This window comes from Rhodococcus sp. T7 (assembly GCF_009872365.1).
Taxonomy (GTDB): Bacteria; Actinomycetota; Actinomycetes; order Mycobacteriales; family Mycobacteriaceae; genus Rhodococcus_F.
Genome location: NZ_WXYH01000033.1, coordinates 15571 through 35459 on the forward strand (window position 1 = coordinate 15571; position 19889 = coordinate 35459).

Genomic DNA, 19889 nt, shown 5'->3' on the forward strand with positions numbered 1-19889 from the left:
GGGTCTACCTGATGATCGAGGACACCAACGGCTCGGCCGACGCCGACGCCATCTGCGCAACACCCGGACTCGACGGGATCCTGATCGATACCGCAGACCTCACGCTGTCCCTGGCCGGTTCAGCCTCGGATGTACCGGGGGGAGCTACTTTCGATGCCGTTCGCCGAATCGTGGACGCATGCACACTGCACGGACTGGACGTCGCCGCTTACCGGCGGAAGCCAGGGCATGACATTGGGGTACAACGACACGAAATCCACACCGTCGCCCTCGCCGCCGACTACGAACTGGTCCACGAAGGAGCACAGGCGACCTTGGCTCAGGCCCGCGAATCATATGCAACTCGAGGGCTCATCGGCGAACCGCTCACACGACCTCCGATTCGACTGTGAGGCAGCGAAATTAATACCGCCTGCTCGTCGCACGGTGTATCATCCATCGCCATGGGAGTCGCAGGCGCAGCACGAGCGTTCGGCCGCCTCCAATATCGGCTTACGTGTGCGCCCTTTCACCTGTTCGACGACGTGGTGATGCCGGCGCTCTTCGACGACGACGCCCCCACCCGGCTGGCGTACGAGTGGGTGCTGATCGAGTGCGACACGGCCGCAGCGATTCTGTTCGATGACGACGTGGCGGCCGCACACGCAGAGAAGTTGCGACAGCGCAGTGCCGCCGTGCGATACGCCATCGCCCGAGGGCAACGGCAGATCCTCCGCGATACCGAGGTCGTCGCCCTCGAGCGGCACCGCGCTCGTTTCCGCGAGCGGCACCGCCGGCACGCCAGAAACACCGATTAGTTCTCTGCGCAGCCTATTGCCGCAGGGTCCGACGACCGGGACGGCGGCTGGACAGATCGCACGCGTCGGGCTGAGGGTCAGCTGGCCTTGGTGGTGAGGATCTGCACGATGTCGTCGAGATCGCTGAGAGCGGCGTCGCTATCCCGGTCGACGAGCCAGCGCAGCACCACCCCGTTCATGCACGTGAGCGCGAACCTGGCAACCTGATCGACCGGAGTGGTCCAGCTGACGTTCGCGCGCGTCGCGCACAGGGTCAGGAACGCGACGGCCTCGGCGTCCATGGTGCGGTACTGCCGCTCGGCAATCGCCCCGGCCGACACGTTGCCGGCGCTACGTTGGCGGAGCGCGTGGGCGGTGATCTCAAAGGTCAGCAGTTGATGGTGGGGGGTGGATTCGATGATCGGCCACAGTCCTCGCATTCCGGCACGCAGCAGGTCCCCGAGGGCCAGGATCCCGGTCAGCCCGGCGGGTACGGTGTAGTGCCCGAATGCCAGCCGCATCGCGTCGTTGACTTGCAAGATCTGGGTCTCCCCGAGGTGAGTGAGGAGGGTGTCCTTGTCGTGAAAGTGGTAATGCACGATCCCGAGGGACGTTCCGGCTGCGGCGGCGAGTGGGCGCATAGTCAGCGCGTCGACGCCCTGCTCGGCCGCGATTGCCAGCGCCGCCTCGAGAAGTTGGGCGCGACGCTCATCGGCGGGGAGCTTCTTCGCCATGTGCCGAGCGTAAATGTTCGGACGCTCGGGCCGGGGGCTTATCCCACAATGATCAGCGGCGACCACGACTGAAGAGGCGATGCACCGATCACCCGCGCCCGTATCGCAACCCTGCGCCAATCCGATCGCGGTCACCGCCGGCCCTCGCCCTGTCGTGCATTGCCGGCAGGGCTCACTTTGTTGCGCCAGTCGATCACCGAAATCTTTCAACATTCTGATCAGTCGTCCAATTTTCTATTTTGATCACACGTCCAATTGAAATGGGCTTCGTTCAGTTTGCGGGAAAAATTGTTTGGCATTCCATGAAACGCTTGGGGCGCGCACAGCCGATATAGGAGTAAGCGGGTTCGGTGCCCGTCGATAACAAAATGCAAGAGGAGTGAAGGGTTCATGGGTTCTGCAGGTGTTGACATCGCCGTCGCCTTCGGTGCGTTCCTGAAGTGGTTGAGTATCACGTTCGGAGGCGGTATCGGAATTGGCTGACCAGCAATACGGCCTGGACGGCGGCGGCTCGACTCGCCAGGTGGGAGCCGAGCCACTCCGTCTCGACAGCGGGCGACGCGTTCGTCCCAATCATCGGATCCAACTGCATCGGAGTGGCTTTCGATGGTCCGCTCGACAAACAATTCCTGTGGGTCGATCCGGCGGTTCCCGCCGCCGATTAACCTATCGGAAGGCAGATCGAGCCTAGATTGAGTCCCGTCGCGACGGTGACGGTCGCGCTGCCCGTCGAGCCTGTGAACTCTCCTGTTCCTTTGAAGTTGGCGTCGATGACGTGCACGCCTGTCGCATTGAAGGTGTGGTTGGCTGTAGCGGTGCCGTTCGTGACGACGGCCGCGGCAGCGATCACGGTATTGCCTTCTTTGAAATCCACCGTGCCAGTCGCGTTTACGGGCGTAATCTTCGCGGTCAGCGTGACCGGACAGGTGGTCGCGACGGTACCCTGCACGGACACTGCCGTCGTGGTGGTAACAGCGGCTGCAGCGGGTGTGGCCATCAGGACCATCGCGCTGGCCGCGGCACCGAGTGTGAACATCGGGGTCCTGAACCGTCGCGTCCGCTGACGCCGAAAGCGCACGCCCTGGCCTACCGATCCCGGACCGGTACCTGGACTTGCAAAGGTGATCATGGCCGCACTCCTTTGATTCGCGCCTGAGGTGAAACGCGAAGCGGACGACCACGCATCCGATAGTTCCCGACGGCCGCCCGGCCGCTAATTATTACGCTACTCGTGGCAGGCATTCGTCATCAAGACCCCAACACAGACCGATTGGTTGCCCGGGACTTCTCATGCATTTTGATCAGTCGTTCATTTTCCATTTTGATCCCTCGTCCAACAGAATTGTTCGTTCGTTCAGTTGAAAGGGTGTCGGCTCTCTGGTTTCGATGAATCGCCAGAGGTACCCCTGCGATTACTCGCTATACGCGAACACGCCTGCTGTGTCCTGCTTCCGGATTGACCAGTCCTGCCCAACCGCCCGGAGTACATCTTCGCGCTCTTCGGCACGGTGATGGCCAAGCGCGGCAGCGTGCACTCCACCGGTCTGCGCAGTCGCCCTGCTCACGGGCCGGGCGGCAAACCGCAGATCGTGCAGGAAGTCGTCAAACACGTGTGGCCGATGATCTCCGAAGCCATCGTGCGCCCGGTCGTCCACGCCGCAATCCCCATCGACCAGGCCCCTGCCGCGCACCGGATGCTCGGCGCGCCGGGCACGATCGGCAAAGTACTACTTGCCGTTCGATAGTCGCGGTCCCGGCAGATGATCCGATGGAGGTCTCGTTGTGATCCGGCGCCGGTGGCAGGAGAAGCTCGGCTGGTCCGACAGCATGGGGACGGGCGGAGCGCCACCCGATCGCGGTACCCCTGGTGTCGGTGTGGGGATAGTCTGGGATCACTGTCCGCCTGCGACGGGATGACTCGAGCCGGCCACCGGTGTCACGCCGACCGGGATGGGGCGTGCGATGGCCGAATTCGATCCGCTTGCCACCCAGCGTGACGACGCCGGGGACGTCACGGCAGAGCTGGAGGCCGCCGGATTCACCGACCTCGAAGAGATCGGCCGCGGAGGGTTCGGGGTCGTCTACCGATGCCGTCAACCGCATTTGGACCGCACGGTCGCGGTCAAGGTACTTGCCGTGGACCCGGCCCCCGAGGATCTGGAGCGGTTCCTGCGCGAGCAGCGGGCGATGGGCCGGCTGTCCGGGCACCCCCACATCGTCACCGTTCTGGAAGCGGGCACCACGCCGACGGGCCGACCGTACCTCGTGATGCCGTATCACCGGTACGGCTCGCTCGATGCCACGATCCGCCGCACCGGACCCCTGAGCTGGGCCGATACGCTGAATATGGGGATCGCGTTGGCCGGGGCGCTCGAGGCGGCCCACCGGGCCGGGGTCGTGCACCGCGACGTGAAACCGGCGAACGTCCTGCTGACCGAATACGGCGACGCGCAGTTGGCCGATTTCGGGATCGCCCGAATTCCGGGGGGCTTCGAGACCGGTACCGGTGTGATCACCGGTTCGCCCGCGTTCACCGCCCCCGAGGTCCTCGCCGGGCAGAGCCCCACCCCCGCGTCGGACGTCTACAGCCTGGGTGCGAGTTTGTTCTGCGCGCTGACCGGGCACGCCGCGTTCGAACGCCGCAGCGGCGAACAGCTCGTCGCCCAGTTCGTGCGGATCACCACCGAGCCGGTACCGGACTTGCGGGATCCGGCCATTCCCGATGCGGTGACGGCGGTGATCGGACACGCCATGGCCGCCGAACCCACGGCGCGGCCACGCACGGCGGCGGAGTTCGGGGACGAGCTGCGCGACGCTCGGACCCGGGCCGGAGCGCGTGCCGAGGAAGACCCGCCACTCCGCGGGCCCGCAGAGGTGTACGCGGGCTCGCCGAAATCGGTGTCCGTGCCGGCCGAGCCTCTCGCCGGCACGCAACGGACGCGGCTTGCGCCGCCGACTCCGGCGACGAAGTTCCGGCCACCCACCGCACCGAAGGCCCTGGTGCCGCGGGCACGGCTGCTCGAGGCCTTGCGGGCCGCGAGGCGGCGTCGGCTGGTGCTCATCCATGCGCCCGCCGGATACGGCAAGTCCACCCTCGCGGCCCAGTGGCGGGGTGCTCGTCGAGGGAGGCACGGTAGTGGCGTGGCTCTCCGTCGACAACGACGACAACAACCTCGTGTGGTTTCTCGCGCATCTGATCGAGGCGATCCGGCGTGTGCAGCCCACTCTGGGTCACGATCTCGGTCAGGTGCTCGAGGACCGCGGCGACGACGCGGACCGCTACGTGCTGACCTCACTGGTCGACGAGGTGCACGACCGGGGACTGCCGGTGGCGGTGGTGATCGACGACTGGCACCGGGTCACCGATTCCGCGACCCTCGCCGCCCTGGGCTACCTGCTCGACAACGGCTGCCACCACCTCCAGCTCATCGTCACCAGCCGGACGCGATCCGGACTGCCGCTCGGTCGAATGAAGGTTCGCGACGAACTCGTCGAGGTCACTGCCGCGGACCTGCGGTTCGACCTCGACGAATCCACCCGATTTCTCGTGGACGTGAACGGTCTCGCACTGGAAGCCACCGAGCTCGCGGCGCTGACCCGCTCCACCGACGGATGGGTTGCCGCTCTGCAACTCGCGTCCCTGTCGCTCCGCGGCAGATCCGGAGCAGGAGAATTGATCGCGCACCTGTCCGGCCGACATCATGCCATCGGTGAGTTCCTGGCCGAGAATGTGCTGAATGCACTCGAACCCGAACTGCTCGACTTCCTGATGGCCACTTCGGTTCCGGAACGAATCTGCGGCGAGCTCGCGGGGATCCTTGCGGACACGACTCGCGGGCAGGCGCTGCTCGAGGAGGTCGAAGAGCGGGATCTGTTCCTGCGCAGCCTCGACGACGACGGGGACTGGTTCCGCTATCACCACCTGTTCGCCGAGTTTCTCCGGCGCCGGCTCGAACGCGACGCACCCGAGCGGCTCGCCCGGTTGCACCGGAAAGCGTCGGACTGGTTTGCCGGCCACGACGCGCTCGGTGAGTCGGTCGATCATGCACTGGCCGCCGGCGACGACGACCGTGCCGTGGACCTGATCGAATCGCACGCGATGCCCTTGATCGAAAGCTCGAAGATGGGCACGGTCCTCGCGCTGGTCGCGAAACTGCCCGCCTCGCTCGCACAGAACCGGGCCCGGCTCCAGTTGATCGTGGCGTGGGCCAACGTCCTGCTGCATCGCCTCGAGCCGATGCAGGTAGCCCTGGCGCGGGTCGAGGCCGCCCTCGACGGGCACACCGTGACCGAGGCGCAGGCGATCGATCTGCGGGTGGAGGCAGCGGTCATCGCGGACGTCGGTCGGTGTCACGCCGACGTCATCGAGGAGGCCGTCGATCAGGTCCGTGAATGCCTCGAACGACCGGACACCCTGCCGCCCTTCGTCGTCGCCGCCGCGGCCGACGTCACCTCGTTTGCAGAGATCTGCAGCTTCGAGTTCGCCGCCGCCCGTCGCCGGCAGGCCTGGGCGCGGCGCTATCACGAGCAGACCCGCGGCCCGCATTTCGGGATGATCGGGTACTGTTTCGCCGGCATCGCCGACAACGAACTTCTCGACGTCACCGCCGCCGAGGGCCACTTCCGGGCCGCCTGGGACCTCGCCGTTGCCTCGGTCGGAGTCCACTCGTATGCGGCACAGCTGTCCGGTGCGTTGCTCGGTGACCTGCTGTATCAGCAGGGCAGGATCGAAGAGGCCGAGCAACTGCTGGATGCCAGTTACCGACTCGGCGCCGAGGGCGGAGTCGTCGATTTCATGCTCGCCAGTTACGGCACCGGAGCCCGGATCAAGGCCTTGCACGGGGACATGCCCGCGGCTGTGCAGCGGTTGGACGAGGGCGCCGACACCGCCCGGAAGTTGTCACTGCCGCGACTCGCCGCGCGGATCGACAACGAGCGGATTCGCTGCGGATTGGAACCGGGCACCGAATTCCGCACTCGCACCGAGCGATCGACGGCACAACACCAACCCGCCGACCTCGGCACACGGACAACCGAACTCGACGAAGACTCCCAGATCCGGCTGCTCCTGACCGCACACGCCGACGACCAAGCCTGTGCGCGTGCGGAAGCGGTGGTCCGGGCACTCGACAACGCGGCGACCGCGGGCCCTCCTCGAGGCCAGCATGCTGCTCGCCCGGTGCCTCGCAGCCGCGGGACGGGTCACGGACGCGAAACAGGTCCTCATTCCCGTTGCCGCCGACTGCGCCGAATACGGACTGCCCCGCCTGGTGGCCGACGGCGGCGAACCCGTCACCGGGCTCCTCACCGAAATCGCCGACGATCAACGCCGCGGCCGCTGGCAGCCCGAATGGCCGTCCATCCCGGAGACCTTCCTTGCCCGGACGCTCCCAGCCCAGTGAGTTGGTTACGGAAGAGTGTGCGGGACTGTCGGGATAACGGTGGAACTGGATCTGGCCGACAGTCCCCCAGTGCGTGCAACGGCTGGCGACGACACAAGCGTGCACCTCAGCGTCGGTGACAAGCCACCGCGCCGGCGTACCGGCTTCTTCGAGTCGGTGGAGGTTGTGGACGCCGCCGCCGACTTTCAGCGCTCTTTCAGCTGCCACCGCGCATGATGGCGATCATGTCGACCGAGTACCGAGCACCCAAATCTCGAGAGTGGTGCTCGCGGATTGCGGTGCGTCCTGCCAGCTTGTTCCCAGCCGGCAGCCAGGTTGCTGTCGGACAGCGAAAGTAGGTTGATCACCATGACGAAAAGAATCGTCCAGTTCGGCATTCCGGTCTTGTTCGCCGCCGGCCTGCTCGCGGGGTGCGGCTCCAACGACGCTGACACCGCGCAGTCGGCGAGCCCGACAACGTCGGTGGTCGTATCCTCCACCGTGGCCCCGGGCGGCAGTACCGCGGAGGTCGCTCAGGTCGATCCGAACACGGCAAGCCAGAGTCAGATCCAGGCGGCGTTCGAGGCGGCCGGCGTCAGCAACGCAGGAAAGTGGGCGAAAGAGGTCACAGAGTACGGCCCCTACAGTCCCGACACGATCTCCGACACCCTGACGAAGGAATTGGGCAAATACGGCATCGACGAACAGACGCTGAACACCATTCTCAGCGTTTTGGCCCCCCAGTAGGAGCGGAGAGGTGGCCACGCAGGATGAGGTTGCCCCGGGCCGCGGCGATGCGCGTCACGCGCGGCTCGTCGCGCGATTCCAGGCGGCACTACTCGCGCTGTCCGCGCTGTCCTGCGTATTCGTCGCGGTCGAACTGGCCTCGTTGAGGCACTGGAAGAGCACCGAGCAGATCGTGCCGTGGATTGTGCTGGGTGTGCTCGTCTGCTCGGTGCTGATCGTCGTGTTCACCCGCTCACGGATCGCCATCGCGCAGGCCCGACTGGTTGCGCTCTGTGCCATCCCCGCGGCTCTGTTCGGCGTGTATGAGCATGTGAGCGCGAATCTCGAGACCGGGATCCTCAACCACCGATACGACTGGGCGCAGCTGTCCGGCTGGAAGCATCTCTGGCTGGCGTCGACCGGGGCGGTCGGTGGTACCCCCGCGACCGCTCCGCTGGTGCTCGCGTTGGCGGGGGTGCTGCTGGGTTTGGCGACTGCCGGAATGACACCCTCCGCAGCCCGGGGCAACGTCGCGACGTTCACGGCGGTAGACGAAGACATCAGGTGACAGTGGCTGCGGTCGACTGACGAGCGTCACGGGCGGCGGCCGCGACGTCAGTCGTACCGTTGGTCCACTGGTTGCGAGGATGTGGTGGAGGAGGTTGCGGTGCGGGTGTTGCTGGTCGAGGACGAAACACGACTGGCCGAGACGGTGCGCCGCGGTCTGACGGCCGACGGATTTACCGTGCAGGTCGAACACGACGGCGTCGCCGGGCTGGCGGCCGCGGCAGGTGGCGGTTTCGATGTGGTTGTCCTCGACATCATGTTGCCCGGCAAACACGGGTACGACGTGGTCCGGGAGATGCGCCGGCAGCAGGTGTGGACGCCGGTGCTGATGCTGTCGGCCAAGGACGGCGAATACGACCTCGCCGACGCCTTCGACCTCGGTGCCGACGACTATCTGGTCAAACCGTTCTCGTTCGTGGTGCTGGTGGCGCGGTTGCGGGCGCTGGTGCGGCGAGGTGCGCCGCCGCGGCCGCCGGTCTTGAGTGTCGCCGGGCTCGAGTTGGACCCGGCCATGCGGCGGGTCACCCGCGGTGACACCCGCCTTCAGCTCACTCCGCGCGAGTACAGCGTGCTGGAGTTCCTGATGCGCCACTCCGGGGCGGTCGTCACCAAACACGATATTCTGCAATCGGTTTGGGACTCCAACTACGAGGGTGACGACAACATCGTGGAGGTCTACATCGGCTATCTTCGGCGGAAGATCGATGCCCCGTTCGGCACGACGAGCATCGACACGGTGCGAGGTGTCGGTTATTCGATGCGGTCGGAAGCATAGGGGTCGTCGACGATCGGCAGTGTGACCACGAAGTGTGCACCCCCACCCTTCCGGTCGTCGATGTCGATCGATCCGTGATGGGCGGCGGCGATTTCCGCGGCAATAGCGAGGCCGAGTCCCGAGCCACCGGATGCGCGGGTGCGGGGAGTGTCGAGCCGGACGAACCGTTCGAAGATCCGGGCCCGGTCCGCCGGGGCGATGCCCGGGCCGTCGTCGGTGATCTCCACGACGGCGTTCCCCTCGCACCGTCGGCATCCGAGGGTGATGCGGGTATGGGCGTGGCGGACGGCGTTGTCGACGAGGTTGCGGACCAGTCGCGCCAGCTGCTGCGGATCGCCTGCCACCCGCACCGGTTCGACGGTGGCAGTGACCACGACGCCAGGAACACCCCGGAGTCGGGCGCGTTCGGCGAGAATCAGATCGTCGATATCGACGTCGACACGGTTCTGGAACAGGGAGTGTTCGTCGGCGCGCGCGAGCAGGAGGAGATCTTCGAGCAAGGCGTGCATCCGGCGGGCTTCGGGCAGCAACGACTCGTCGACCAGCGCGGTGTCGATCAGGTCGGGGCGGGTGTGGGCGAGTTCGAGCGCGGCGGTGATGGTGGCCAGCGGGCTGCGCAGTTCGTGGGAGGCGTCGCTGACGAAGCGCCGCTGGGCGAGGTGCCCGGCCTCGAGCCGCGCGAGCATGCTGTTCATGGTGACGGCGAGATCGGCGATCTCGTCCCGGGCCGCGGGCACGGGCACCCGTTCGTCGAGTTGGTCGGGCGAGATCGCCGACACCCGGGCCCGGATCCGCTCGACGGGGCGCAGGGCCGCGCCGATCAGCCTGTAGGTGGCGACCGCGACGAAACCGATGACGATGGGGGCACCGATCGCGAGGAGCACCGCGACCGTGGCCAGGACACCTTCGACCGGTTCGCGGTCCGCGCCGGTGACGACGGTGACGGGACCGTTCGGGGCGGTGGTGCCATGGGCGGCCACCCAGTAGTCGCGGTCGTGCCCGAAGTGGAGGTTTCCGAGGTAGGCGGTGTCGCCGGGTGGGAGTGGGGAGGCGAGGACGGGTGACGTCGGGATGCCGGCCGAGGCGGCGACTACGTTTCCCCGGTGGTCGAGGATTTGGATGGCCCCGACTTGGCCGTCGGTGGCCAGCAGCGATGAGTCGAGTTCCTGGGGTGTCTGGGTGTGGAGTTGCTCGATGATCTGGCGGGCTCGTGAGTCGGCGGCGTCGCGGGCGGAGTGTTCGAGCGTGCGGTAGAGCACGAGCAGGAGTGCCCCGCCGGCGAGGGCCAGGCACAGGGTGACGACGAGGACCGCGGCCGCGGTGGACCGCACCCGCACGTTCCAGTTTCCGGGGTGCAGGCTGCGGCGGTCCATGGTGTTCAGTGTGACCGACACCGCCACCGCTGCCCTGGCGTCGGTGCGGTGCCGGAGGTCATGCGATGCCTTCGGCGAGGATGGCGCGCAGCACGGGGAGGAATCCGGCGACGGTGTCGTGGTCGAAAAGATCGGCCGCGTACACCAGTTCGCCGCTGACGCCGGCCGGGTCGCCTTGCGCGTTGTGATGGTCGGTGAAATGGAAGTGCAGATCGCATTTGGCGATGTCGAGCGGTTGCGGCGCGATCGCGAATTCGAGTCCGTCGCAGTCGAGTGTGGCGGCGGTGAAGTTGTTCAGGGACAACGCCACCTGGAAGAACGGGTGCAGCGACTCCGACCGGGGCGGGTCGAGCACGTCGACGAGGCGCTCGAATTGGACGTCGGCGTGCGCGAACGCGTTGAGCTCGGTCGTACGCGACTGGTCGAGAAGCTCGGCAAGGGTGGTGGTTGGGTCGATCGTCGAACGGAGAACGAGAGTGTTGACGAACATGCCGACGACGTCGTCGAGGTCGGGGTGGCTGCGGCCGGCGGTCGGTGTGCCGATCACGATCGTGGTTTGGGAGGACAGGCGCGCAAGGAGCAGGGCCAGCGCGGAATGCAGCACCGTGAACAGGGTCGCGTGCCGGGCGTGGGCGATGGTCAGCAGTGCTCGGTGCGTGTGTTCGTCGACCTCGAAGCCGATGCGGCCGGCCGCATACGTCCAGCGCCCCGGGCGGGGTCGGTCCACCGGCAGCTTCAGTTCCCCGGGTAGCCCCGCCAGTTCTGCTGTCCAGAAGTCGATTTGACGGCCCGCGAGGCTGTCGGGGTCGGTGTCGTCGCCGAGCAGGTCGTGCCGCCAGAGGCTGTAGTGCGCGTACTGCACCGGCAGCGGCGCCCAGTTCGGTGCCGTGCCGGTAGCGCGGGCCGCGTACGCCACCAGCAGGTCCCGGGCCAGGACCGCCAGCGACCATCCGTCGGCGGCAATGTGGTGGATCACGCAGGCGAGCAGGTGCTCCTCGGGCCCGGTGGTCAGCAGTGCGGCCCGCAGCGGTGGTTCGGTGCGGACGTCGAAGCCACGGTGCAGCAGAGGGCGGATGTGGGCCGAGGCGGCGGGTGCGCTCACGTGTGTCGGCGTGAGGTCCGGGACGGCGTCGGCAACGCCCAGGAGCTGCTGGGAGGGGCCGTCGGCCGAATCGGGGTAGATCGTGCGCAGCGGGTGGTGCCGCTCGAGGACGTCGGTGGTGGCGCGGCGCAGCGCCTCGATGTCGAGGGTGCCGCGGATCGTGACGGTGAAGGGCAGGTTGTACAGGGCAGGGTGGGTGGCGGTGCGGTCGAGGAACTGCTGGGCCGGGGCCAGCGGGATCCGCGCGGGCAGCGCCTGTGTTGCGAACTCCTCCAGCGTTGGGAGAGCACTCGACTCCGGGGGTCCGTCGGCGAGACGCTGGGCGAGGGCGGCGACGGTGGGGACCTCGAACAGGTCGCGCACACCGAGCCGGGCGCCGAAATCGGTGTTGAGCGCCGCGACCGCCCGGGTGGCGGACAGTGAATCGCCGCCGAGGTCGAAGAAGGACGCTTCGGCGTCCACCACGTCGGTGGACAGGACCCGGGCGAGCACCCTGGCCACCGCCCGTTCTTCCGGTGTGCGTGGGGGTCTCGTCGAGGCGGTGGCGGAGCCGAAATCCGGGGTCGGCAGAGCCGCCCGGTCGAGTTTCTTCGTCGGTGTCAGCGGCACATCGTCAAGGACGGTGATCACGGCGGGCACCATGTAGTCCGGCAGGAGCTGGGCCACCGCCGTCCGCAGGCTCGCCGGGGTCACCGTCGACGGCGCCCGCAACAGCACATACGAGGCCAGCAGGGCATCCCCCGACCTGTCGTGGACCACGGTCGTCGCGAACTCCACATCGGGATGCTCGCGTAATGCGGTGTCGATCTCGCCGAGTTCGATCCGGAACCCTCGGACCTTCACCTGGTCGTCGCTGCGGCCGAGATACTCGAGAGTCATGTCCGGTGTCCATCGGACCAGATCGCCGGTGCGGAACAGGCGCGAGCCGGGTTTCCCGAACGGATTTGCGACGAACCGGCCGGCGGTCGTCCCGGCTCGGCGCACGTACCCGCGGGCCAATCCGGGGGTGTCGAGGTACAGCTCGCCGACCGTCCCGGGCGGGACCGGCCGCAGGCGCCGGTCCAGCACCACCGCGTCGACGCCGCGCATCAGCGCCCCGATCGTCACCGGCCGATCAGGTGCCATCGGGGAGCTGAGGGTGACACTGCACGTGGTTTCGGTCGGCCCGTAGGCGTTGCGCATCGTCCGCCCGCTCGCCCAGCGCGTCACCAACTCCGGCGGGCACGCCTCGCCGCCGACCAGGACCACTTCGACGTCGTCGAGACCTGCGGGGTCCAGCGTCGCCAAGGCCGACGGCGTCGACAGCACATGGGTGACGCGTTCGCTGCGCAGGAGATCGGCCAGTTCGTGGCCGCCGACGACATCCGGTGGGGTCACCACCAGGGTGGCACCGGCCAGGGCCGCGGCGAGGACTTCGACCACCGCTGTGTCGAAACTCGGCGAGGCGAAATGCAGGACGCGGGAGGCGGCGGACAGGGCGTAGCTGTCGCGGATTTCCTGCGCGAGATTGGCCAGTCCCTGGTGAGTGACGGCGACGCCCTTGGGCGCACCGGTCGACCCGGACGTGTAGATCACGTACGCGGGGTTTCCCGTGTACACGGGGCGCTCCATACGTGGACGCGCGAAGGCGGGGATGTCCAGGTCGACGGTGAGCCATCGCAGGGTGTCCGGGAGGTCGCCGGTACCGGCGGCGGTCAGCCCGATTGCCGGCGCGCAGTCGTCGAGCATGTACTCAATGCGTGCGCGTGGATGCGTCGGATCGATGGGCACAGAAGCCGCGCCGGTGGCCGCGACCGCCCACACGGCGACCACCGACTCGTACGAGCGCGGGACGGCGACCGCGACGAGATCTTCCGGACCGATGCCGGCGCCGAACAGCCTGCCCGCCAACGCGGTCGCATGGTGGTCGAGGTCCCGGTACGAAAAGGATCGCTCACCGTCACGGACCGCGACGTGGTCACCGCAGTCACCGACAGAGGTGGTGAGCAACTGTGCGAGGGTCGCCGGTTCGACGTCGACCGGGCCGCACGCCGGTGTCAGGACCTCGCGTTCACCGGGCAGGAAAATCTCGAGGTCCGCCACCGCGCAGCCCTGGCCGATCTCGGCCACGAACATCTGCAGAAACTGGGTGAACCGGCGGTGGTGGGTGCGCAGTTCCCGCTCGCTGTAGAGGGCGGGATTGCCTTCGAAGTCGATGCGCGGCATCAGCTCCGTGCTGCCCGGGTAGATATTCACCGCCAGATCCGCGGTCGGACCGGTCGTGAGAACGTGTACGCGACCGGTGACCGAACCGAGGCTGATGTCCGGTTCGAACAGCATCAGATTCAGCACCGGCCCGAACGAGGTGAGCTCGCCGGTCACCGTGCCGCCGTCGCGGCCGATGTCCTCGCGCCGATACCGTTGACGCCGTAGTGCCGCGATCACCGCCGACCGGGCGACGTCGATCGCCACCTCCACCGTGGTGGCCCCGATCCCCGGCAGTGCCAGGGGCACCACATTCGAGACCGAGCCCGCCGCAGCACGCAACAGTCCGGTGGTCCGCGCCGTCACCGGAAGAGACACCACGACGTCGTCGACGTCTCGCATCCGTGCCAGGTACGCGGCGAACGCCGCCACCAGGACTGCGGTGCGGTCGAGCACCGACCGACCCGTGAGTACCGGTGGGCAGGGAACCCGCATCGGCGGACCGGTGACCCGGACACCCGGACCTGGCAGGGCGGCCCGGTCGGCGAGGCTGACCGCGGGTGGCAGATCTTGGGCGACCCGGGTCCAGTGTTCCCGATCGGTATCGAACCGACGAGACGATCGATAGTCGCGATCCTCGCGTTCGACCTGCTCGGGCCCCACCTCGCGGTGCGGGCTCGGCTCCTCGCCGTCGAGTACTGCGGTGTACCACTGGGCGGTCCGCTGCATCAGCAGCATCGCCGCGTACCCGTCCAATGCGATGTGGTGCGCACGGGAATACCAGAACACACGGTCGTCATCGACCCGCAGCACGCACGAGAAGATCAGCGACTGCCCGTCCATCTCGCGCGGGACCGTGCAGTCCCGGCGCATCCACGCGCGGGCGGACTCGGCGGGGTCGTGCTCGGCGCGGAAGTCCAGAACCCGGACCCGGCCAGCCGGTGAAGGTTCCGCGAGTTGATGCGGTAGTCCGTCGACGTCGGCCAGGACGACCTCCGCGGCGAGTTCGTCCCTCGCCCGCCCATGCGCCTGCACCAGCGCCTCCACCTGGACGGGACCACTCAGGTCCACATATTGGGCGATGACGTAGGGCACGTCGGGAGTCAGCTGCTGGGCGAACCAGATCGCCCGTTGCGCCGCAGTCAGGGGAACCACGCGGTCGGGCGGACCCGGGGGTCTCATCGGCCGCCTCGGTCTCGCTCGGCGAGCACGCCCGACCACATCTGCCGGGTGCTCATTTGACCGCCCGGAAGACCACGAGCTCCTCGGTGCTCTGCTGCGGCGAGATCACACCGCGTGCAACGAGAAGGCTTCGGCGTTGCTGCAGTACCGGCCCGAACGGGACACGCATGCGGCGTGCTATCTCGACGCGTAAACCGCGTTCCCCCAGCATTGCTCGCGTCTTCTCCACCCCGCTCAGCGTCGATTGCACGACCACCAGCCGCCCCCCGTTCTCGAGTAGGTCCGGGGCATCAGCGCAAATCCGGTCCAACAACGCCCGCCCCTCATGTCCGGCGTCCCAGCACCGCGCCCGACCCCTTGCCGGCAGCTCGTCGTGCTCGGCAGGAACATACGGTGGGTTCGCTACGATCAAGTCGAATCGCCGATGACGTACTCGGGACACCAGATCGCCGCGAACAACGCGCACACGGTGCCCGCGAACTGCCGTGTTGAGCCAGGTACTGACCAACGCTCGGCGCGAGATGTCGACCGCGGTCACATGGCGAACACCGGACTGCGTTGCCCACACACTGACGACCCCGGAACCCGCGCACAGATCCAGAACCCGCGTACCCGGATGCACCCGCTCGACGGCAAGTGATTCCACGAGAATCTGCGAATCATGCTGGGGGCGATAGACACCCGGAAAACGAATGATCATCAACGCCCCCTTCTTCCCAGCCTCTTGTCGGCGCGGCGACCGAACCTGATCACACGGACGAATTCTGCTGTCACAGTTCTGATCGCCATGTCGGACGGGAGCAGTGCATGGCGCGCGAGACGATCCCGCAGTTGCTGTTCGGTTGTCGATGGTCACTTTGCCAGATCGTCACACACGCAAGCTGAAAGAACACTGAAAGCCCAGGTAACTGGCCCTCCCGCCACCACGGATCCGATCAGTACCGAGACCGGCCGGCGTCCGCTGTTCACCGACCAGCGGCCAGCACTGCCGCGAGGCCGTCCTGCAGGTCCTTGACGAAGTACTCGGGAACCTCCAGCGACGGGAAATGTCCCCCGGTTTCGGGCGACCTCCATCGGACGATCTGCCGGTATCGCTCCTGCGCCCAGGGGCGCGGGCACTTCTCGATGTCGCGGGGATACATCGTGATTGCCGACGGGACGTCGACCCGAAGTTCGGGATCGAGCGAGTTGTGGCTTTCGTAGTAGATGCGAGCCGACGATGCGCCGGTCCGCGTCAGCCAGTACAGGGTGACGTCGTCGAGAATTCTGTCTCTGGAGATGGTCTCGAACGGGCTGTCTTCGGTGTCCGACCACTCGGCGAACTTGTCCAGGATCCAGGCGAGCAGCCCGACCGGTGAGTCGACGAGCGAGTAACCGATGGTCTGCGGTCGGGTCGCCTGCTGCTTCGCGTACGCCGCGCGGTGGCGCCAGAAATCGCGGGTTTCCTCGGTCCACCTGCGCTCGACCGCCGTCAGACCGTCCGTCGTCAACCCGGGTGGTGCCTCCGCGAACAGTGTGTGGATGCCGAGAACGTGCGCCGGGAACCTGCCGCCGAGGACCGTGGTGATGTTGCCTCCCCAATCGCCGCCGTGGGCTACGAACTTGCCGTAGCCGAGCCGTCCCATCAGTTCCACCCATGCGGCCGCGATCTTTTCGGTTCCCCATCCGGTGGTGGCCGGCTTGTCGCTGTAACCGAAGCCCGGTAGCGACGGGACCACGACGTGGAACGCCGGCGCGTCCGCATCTGTCGGATCTGCCAGTTCGTCCACCACATCCACGAACTCGGCAATGCTGCCGGGCCAGCCGTGCGTCAGGATCAGCGGAGTGGCATCGGCGCGCGCGGATCGGCGGTGCAGGAAGTGGATCCCCAGATCGTCAATGATCGTGCGGAACTGGCCGATCCGGTTGAGGCGCTCCTCGAACGACCGCCAGTTGTATCCGGTGCGCCAGTAGTCGCCGACCTCGACGAGGTCGGCGAGAGGAACGCCCTGCTCCCATCGGCGAGGGTCCGGCGCGGCGCGATAGACCGTCTCGGCCTCCGGTAGTCGCGCCGCGGCTAATCGCGCGCGCAGATCGTCGAGGTCGGCGTCAGTTGCGTGGGCTGCAAATGCTTGCACGTCGCTGGTCAGGCGGGGCATGAGACCTCCTGGTCACCGTCGAACCGCTCCAGACTAGCCAGGTATGACGGCTACGGGAACCTTTTCAGGAACTGCCGATGAAACCGCGAATGATTTCACTGGTCAGTTCCGATGCAGACGCAGCCCCGGAGATCAGCCCACCGTCAACGACTTCTGGTCACGCCCGGCCTGTTGCACCATATCGACCGTGCGGTCCAGCGACCGGGCAATTCGCACCGCCGAAAAGGCCCGTTCATTCCGCATAGAGGAAACCCCTACGTCGGTCACATCGCATTGGCTTGCACTGTAGGCCGGTTGTTGGTCCCAGTCGACCTTCGTAGATACACACGAGAGGGTCATCAATGAGTCAAACGCACACCGTCAAATCGACTACCAAAAATCATGTTCCATACTCCGGCGAGCTGTTCATCGGGAGCGAGTGGGTCGAGCCGGCGGGGACCGGCATGGCTGACCGGCCTGCTGAGTTTTCTCGCCGGTGAGGCCGACGTGAGTTGCTATCTGGTCGCTCACCCAGACGTTGCAGCTGTGCACTTCACAGGCGGAACCGAGATCTCGGCCAACGACTGTTCCGCGCGGAGAATGAGCAGCTCGTGGCGGTGGGCGGCGGTGCCGGTGCGGAAGTCGGTGCCGTGGACGTTCACGGACAGCCGCGCGGCGAGGCCGGCTAGAAGGTCGTCCAGGTCGCCCAGGTAGTGAAGGGTGCGGCGCAGTTCGGCGTTGGCCGTGCACGGTGTCAGTTTCCGGTCCATCCGCCAGATGCGGTCGGCGCTGCGAATCCAGGGCCGGTCGGGAACCGCGGTGGACGCGGTGAGATTGCCCGATACCGTCTGGGCGAGAACGTCGATCGATCTGGCCAGGTTGGAGGTGATGTCGAGCAGATGCGCTCGCTGCCAAGAGGTTAGCGACCACCCGCCACTGCCCGCGATTTCCCGGGCGTAATAGGCGGCACGGCGCAGGGTGATACGGACGTCCTCGGCGCGCGCCCCATGGACGCTGCCCGGCAGACGGACGAACGACTGGGACACCCGGTGCAGTTCATGTGCCGCCTGATCCACCGCTCGGGCGTGCTCGCGGGTGCCGGCGGCCCCGGCGGGACCGGTCCACGCCTGACCGCACTCGCGTACCAGCGTGGCCAGCGAGCGCAGGTGGTCGGACTGGGCGCGGCGCAGCAGGGTGACCGCAGCCAGGGGCAGGATTACCAGTGCGACGGCGGTGGCGGCGACCGCACCGATCACGTTCTCCGCCAAGCGGATGACTGCCAGCGAATCGTGGAATTCTCCAATGTAGGCGTAGAGCTGAAAAAGCGAGACGACCAGGCCGATGACCCAGATCGTGTAGTAGGTGCTGATCGAGTAGGCACCGATCGACAGAGCCACGCAGACCAGAATCACCGTGGCCTCGGGGTGCGCTGTCCCGAGAAGGTCGACGAAGCCGATTCCCAGGAGGCCGCCGATGACCGTTCCGACGATGCGTTTGGCCAGCTTGCGCATCCGCTCGTGTACCGAGTTGGTACCGGTCAAAATGATCAGCGCGCCGATGGCGGCCCAGTAGGACCGGTCACCGCTGACCGCGTCACCCACCGGCACGGCGACCACCAAAGCAGCCGTGACCTGGATGGCGCTGCGCAGCGAGGCATTGGGCCGCCAGGCGCGCCGGGTCCGGTGCCTGCCACCGGAGGCGTGAGTCCGGTGCGACAACAGGGTGGTGCCGGAGAGATCACCCGCCACCAGGGAGATCGGCGTGGTGAAGGCGCACCGTCCGTCGCGGGGGCCGATGCCGTCGGCTTCGGGTGCGGCGTCGGGCTCGGAGCCGGAGGTCCACGCCTCACAGGCGCGGTGAAGATCGCCGAGTGCGGCGACAAATTGGTAGAGCAAGGACACGAGCGGCTCGTCCGCCGGAATCGGACACCGCTTCTCGTGCCGGGCGAGCCACTCCAGCAGCGGCGTGACCGAAGCCGGGACATCGTGGTGGCAACCGTCGTGTCGGACGTCGGCGAGGGCCGCCGCCAGCAGGGTGCGCGCCTCGTCTGGCAGCGGTCCACGGCATAGTTCCAGGACCGCATGTCCCAGCGCCTGCACGGCCAGCTCCGTGTCGAAGACCAGTCGGTGCAGGTGTTCGGCGCGGCCCGCCGGTAGCGTGGAGGCCGGCTGGGAGAGGTAGCCGTCCACCAGCATGGCCGCTTCATTGAGGCTGATCATCTGGTTGCTCAGCCTGCTCGCCGCGCGAGTGTTTCGGTGCCCCGTCACGATCAGCCGTTCGGCGCCCCGTACGACGTACCGGGTACGGGCCAGGAAGCCGCGTTCGACATGCGCCAGGAAGTGCCGAGGGCGCGGTCGGCAGAGCAGCACCTGTACCGCGGCCACACCAAGGGCCGCCGCCACGCATATCGGGCCCAGGTACTCGAACGCTGATACCGGAAGGGGCGCAAGAAGTCCGCCGAGGTATCCGGCGAAGAGGAAAAGCCCCATGTCGTGCCCGAAATCGCCGAGATGGCCGCGTCCCGCCACGTGCAGTCCCAACATCACGGCCAGAACGCAGAGCGCGAGTATGCGATAAGGGTGGAGCGCGGAGGCGAGCAGCATTGCGGCCAGGAAGGCCGGCAGACCCCAGACGCAGCGGACCGCCAACCACAGGGGTTTGGGATCGGAGATGGTCAATCCGACCAGCATGCCCAGCGTGCCGCCGAACATCAGACCGAGCAGGCCCGGCTGTCCTGATGCCACCGCCATTCCGTGGCCCGCTGCCATGCCGGCCGGGAGCGAGACCAGCATTCGCCAGCCGGCGCGCAGCCGGCCGAAGGTCGGATCGGTGGCCTTCAGATAGTCACACACACGTCGGGGCCAGGGCGGACGGCAGGTGGGGCACTTGCCCACACGGCAGCCGGATGCTCTCGTCACAGCGTGTCCTCTTCGCTCGTCAGGCCAGTACTTAGCGAGTCTAAACTTTTCTTC

General features: G+C 67.1%; 13 protein-coding genes and 1 pseudogene. 7 read left to right on the plus strand and 7 right to left on the minus strand.

What is annotated here, in order from left to right; genetic code table 11:
- The first annotated feature begins 11 nt into the window (after nt 1-11).
- Both MLGJGCBP_RS04800 and MLGJGCBP_RS04805 read left to right on the plus strand, forming a co-directional pair.
- A complete protein-coding gene (locus MLGJGCBP_RS04800) occupies nt 12-392 on the plus strand; it encodes an aldolase/citrate lyase family protein (RefSeq protein ID WP_160094255.1) in 381 nt (126 codons plus the stop codon).
- 138 nt (nt 393-530) lie between these two features.
- On the plus strand, nt 531-797 hold the full coding sequence (locus MLGJGCBP_RS04805; RefSeq protein WP_236580923.1) for a hypothetical protein: 267 nt from the start codon (nt 531-533) through the stop codon (nt 795-797).
- Nucleotides 798-874: 77 nt separating this feature from the next.
- On the opposite strand, the gene MLGJGCBP_RS04810 is transcribed toward MLGJGCBP_RS04805, so the two are convergent.
- A complete protein-coding gene (locus MLGJGCBP_RS04810) occupies nt 875-1510 on the minus strand; it encodes a TetR/AcrR family transcriptional regulator (RefSeq protein WP_160094257.1) in 636 nt (211 codons plus the stop codon).
- Between the two features lie 661 nt (nt 1511-2171).
- Nucleotides 2172-2546 (minus strand): Ig-like domain-containing protein, encoded by a 375-nt coding sequence (locus tag MLGJGCBP_RS04815; protein ID WP_236580924.1) that lies wholly within the window; start codon nt 2544-2546, stop codon nt 2172-2174.
- 475 nt (nt 2547-3021) lie between these two features.
- On the opposite strand from MLGJGCBP_RS04815, the gene MLGJGCBP_RS04820 reads away from it, so the two are divergent.
- The 5 genes and pseudogenes from MLGJGCBP_RS04820 (at nt 3022) to MLGJGCBP_RS04840 (ending at nt 8959) form a co-directional block, all read left to right on the plus strand.
- A complete protein-coding gene (locus tag MLGJGCBP_RS04820) occupies nt 3022-3255 on the plus strand; it encodes a zinc-binding dehydrogenase (protein WP_160094259.1) in 234 nt (77 codons plus the stop codon).
- A gap of 217 nt (nt 3256-3472) precedes the next feature.
- Nucleotides 3473-6912 (plus strand): annotated as a pseudogene (locus MLGJGCBP_RS04825) (protein kinase domain-containing protein).
- Nucleotides 6913-7260: 348 nt separating this feature from the next.
- On the plus strand, nt 7261-7638 hold the full coding sequence (locus MLGJGCBP_RS04830) for a hypothetical protein (RefSeq protein WP_160094334.1): 378 nt from the start codon (nt 7261-7263) through the stop codon (nt 7636-7638).
- A 10-nt stretch (nt 7639-7648) separates the two neighbouring features.
- Nucleotides 7649-8185 (plus strand): hypothetical protein, encoded by a 537-nt coding sequence (locus tag MLGJGCBP_RS04835; protein WP_160094260.1) that lies wholly within the window; start codon nt 7649-7651, stop codon nt 8183-8185.
- Between the two features lie 99 nt (nt 8186-8284).
- On the plus strand, nt 8285-8959 hold the full coding sequence (locus tag MLGJGCBP_RS04840) for a response regulator transcription factor (protein ID WP_087555328.1): 675 nt from the start codon (nt 8285-8287) through the stop codon (nt 8957-8959).
- Here MLGJGCBP_RS04840 and MLGJGCBP_RS04845 read toward each other — a convergent pair.
- The 5 genes from MLGJGCBP_RS04845 to MLGJGCBP_RS04865 all read right to left on the minus strand — a co-directional run bounded on the left by MLGJGCBP_RS04845 (nt 8935) and on the right by MLGJGCBP_RS04865 (nt 19769).
- Nucleotides 8935-10353, minus strand: a complete 1419-nt coding sequence (locus MLGJGCBP_RS04845) for a sensor histidine kinase (protein ID WP_160094261.1) — start codon at nt 10351-10353, stop codon at nt 8935-8937. The two genes, MLGJGCBP_RS04840 and MLGJGCBP_RS04845, sit on opposite strands and share 25 nt — an antisense overlap.
- A 37-nt stretch (nt 10354-10390) precedes the next feature.
- On the minus strand, nt 10391-14800 hold the full coding sequence (locus MLGJGCBP_RS04850) for a non-ribosomal peptide synthetase (RefSeq protein WP_160094262.1): 4410 nt from the start codon (nt 14798-14800) through the stop codon (nt 10391-10393).
- Between the two features lie 52 nt (nt 14801-14852).
- On the minus strand, nt 14853-15500 hold the full coding sequence (locus tag MLGJGCBP_RS04855; protein WP_087555125.1) for a HemK2/MTQ2 family protein methyltransferase: 648 nt from the start codon (nt 15498-15500) through the stop codon (nt 14853-14855).
- Between the two features lie 265 nt (nt 15501-15765).
- The gene (locus tag MLGJGCBP_RS04860; RefSeq protein ID WP_160094263.1) at nt 15766-16938 is read right to left on the minus strand and encodes an epoxide hydrolase family protein; all 1173 of its coding nucleotides are present in this window, start codon (nt 16936-16938) and stop codon (nt 15766-15768) included.
- Between the two features lie 506 nt (nt 16939-17444).
- Entirely contained in the window at nt 17445-19769 is a 2325-nt protein-coding gene (locus MLGJGCBP_RS04865; RefSeq protein ID WP_160094264.1) for an FUSC family protein, read from the minus strand.
- Nucleotides 19770-19889: the final 120 nt, after the last annotated feature.

Excerpts from the sequence above, each read along its gene's own strand:
- MLGJGCBP_RS04815 (WP_236580924.1), bottom strand. The coding sequence starts at position 2,546 with ATGTTCACACTCGGTGCCGCGGCCAGCGCGATGGTCCTGATGGCCACA.
- MLGJGCBP_RS04855 (WP_087555125.1), bottom strand. The coding sequence starts at position 15,500 with ATGATCATTCGTTTTCCGGGTGTCTATCGCCCCCAGCATGATTCGCAG.
- MLGJGCBP_RS04830 (WP_160094334.1), top strand. The coding sequence starts at position 7,261 with ATGACGAAAAGAATCGTCCAGTTCGGCATTCCGGTCTTGTTCGCCGCC.
- MLGJGCBP_RS04800 (WP_160094255.1), top strand. The coding sequence starts at position 12 with ATGATCGAGGACACCAACGGCTCGGCCGACGCCGACGCCATCTGCGCA.
- MLGJGCBP_RS04820 (WP_160094259.1), top strand. The coding sequence starts at position 3,022 with ATGGCCAAGCGCGGCAGCGTGCACTCCACCGGTCTGCGCAGTCGCCCT.
- MLGJGCBP_RS04850 (WP_160094262.1), bottom strand. The coding sequence starts at position 14,800 with ATGAGACCCCCGGGTCCGCCCGACCGCGTGGTTCCCCTGACTGCGGCG.
- MLGJGCBP_RS04805 (WP_236580923.1), top strand. The coding sequence starts at position 531 with ATGCCGGCGCTCTTCGACGACGACGCCCCCACCCGGCTGGCGTACGAG.
- MLGJGCBP_RS04810 (WP_160094257.1), bottom strand. The coding sequence starts at position 1,510 with ATGGCGAAGAAGCTCCCCGCCGATGAGCGTCGCGCCCAACTTCTCGAG.
- MLGJGCBP_RS04860 (WP_160094263.1), bottom strand. The coding sequence starts at position 16,938 with ATGCCCCGCCTGACCAGCGACGTGCAAGCATTTGCAGCCCACGCAACT.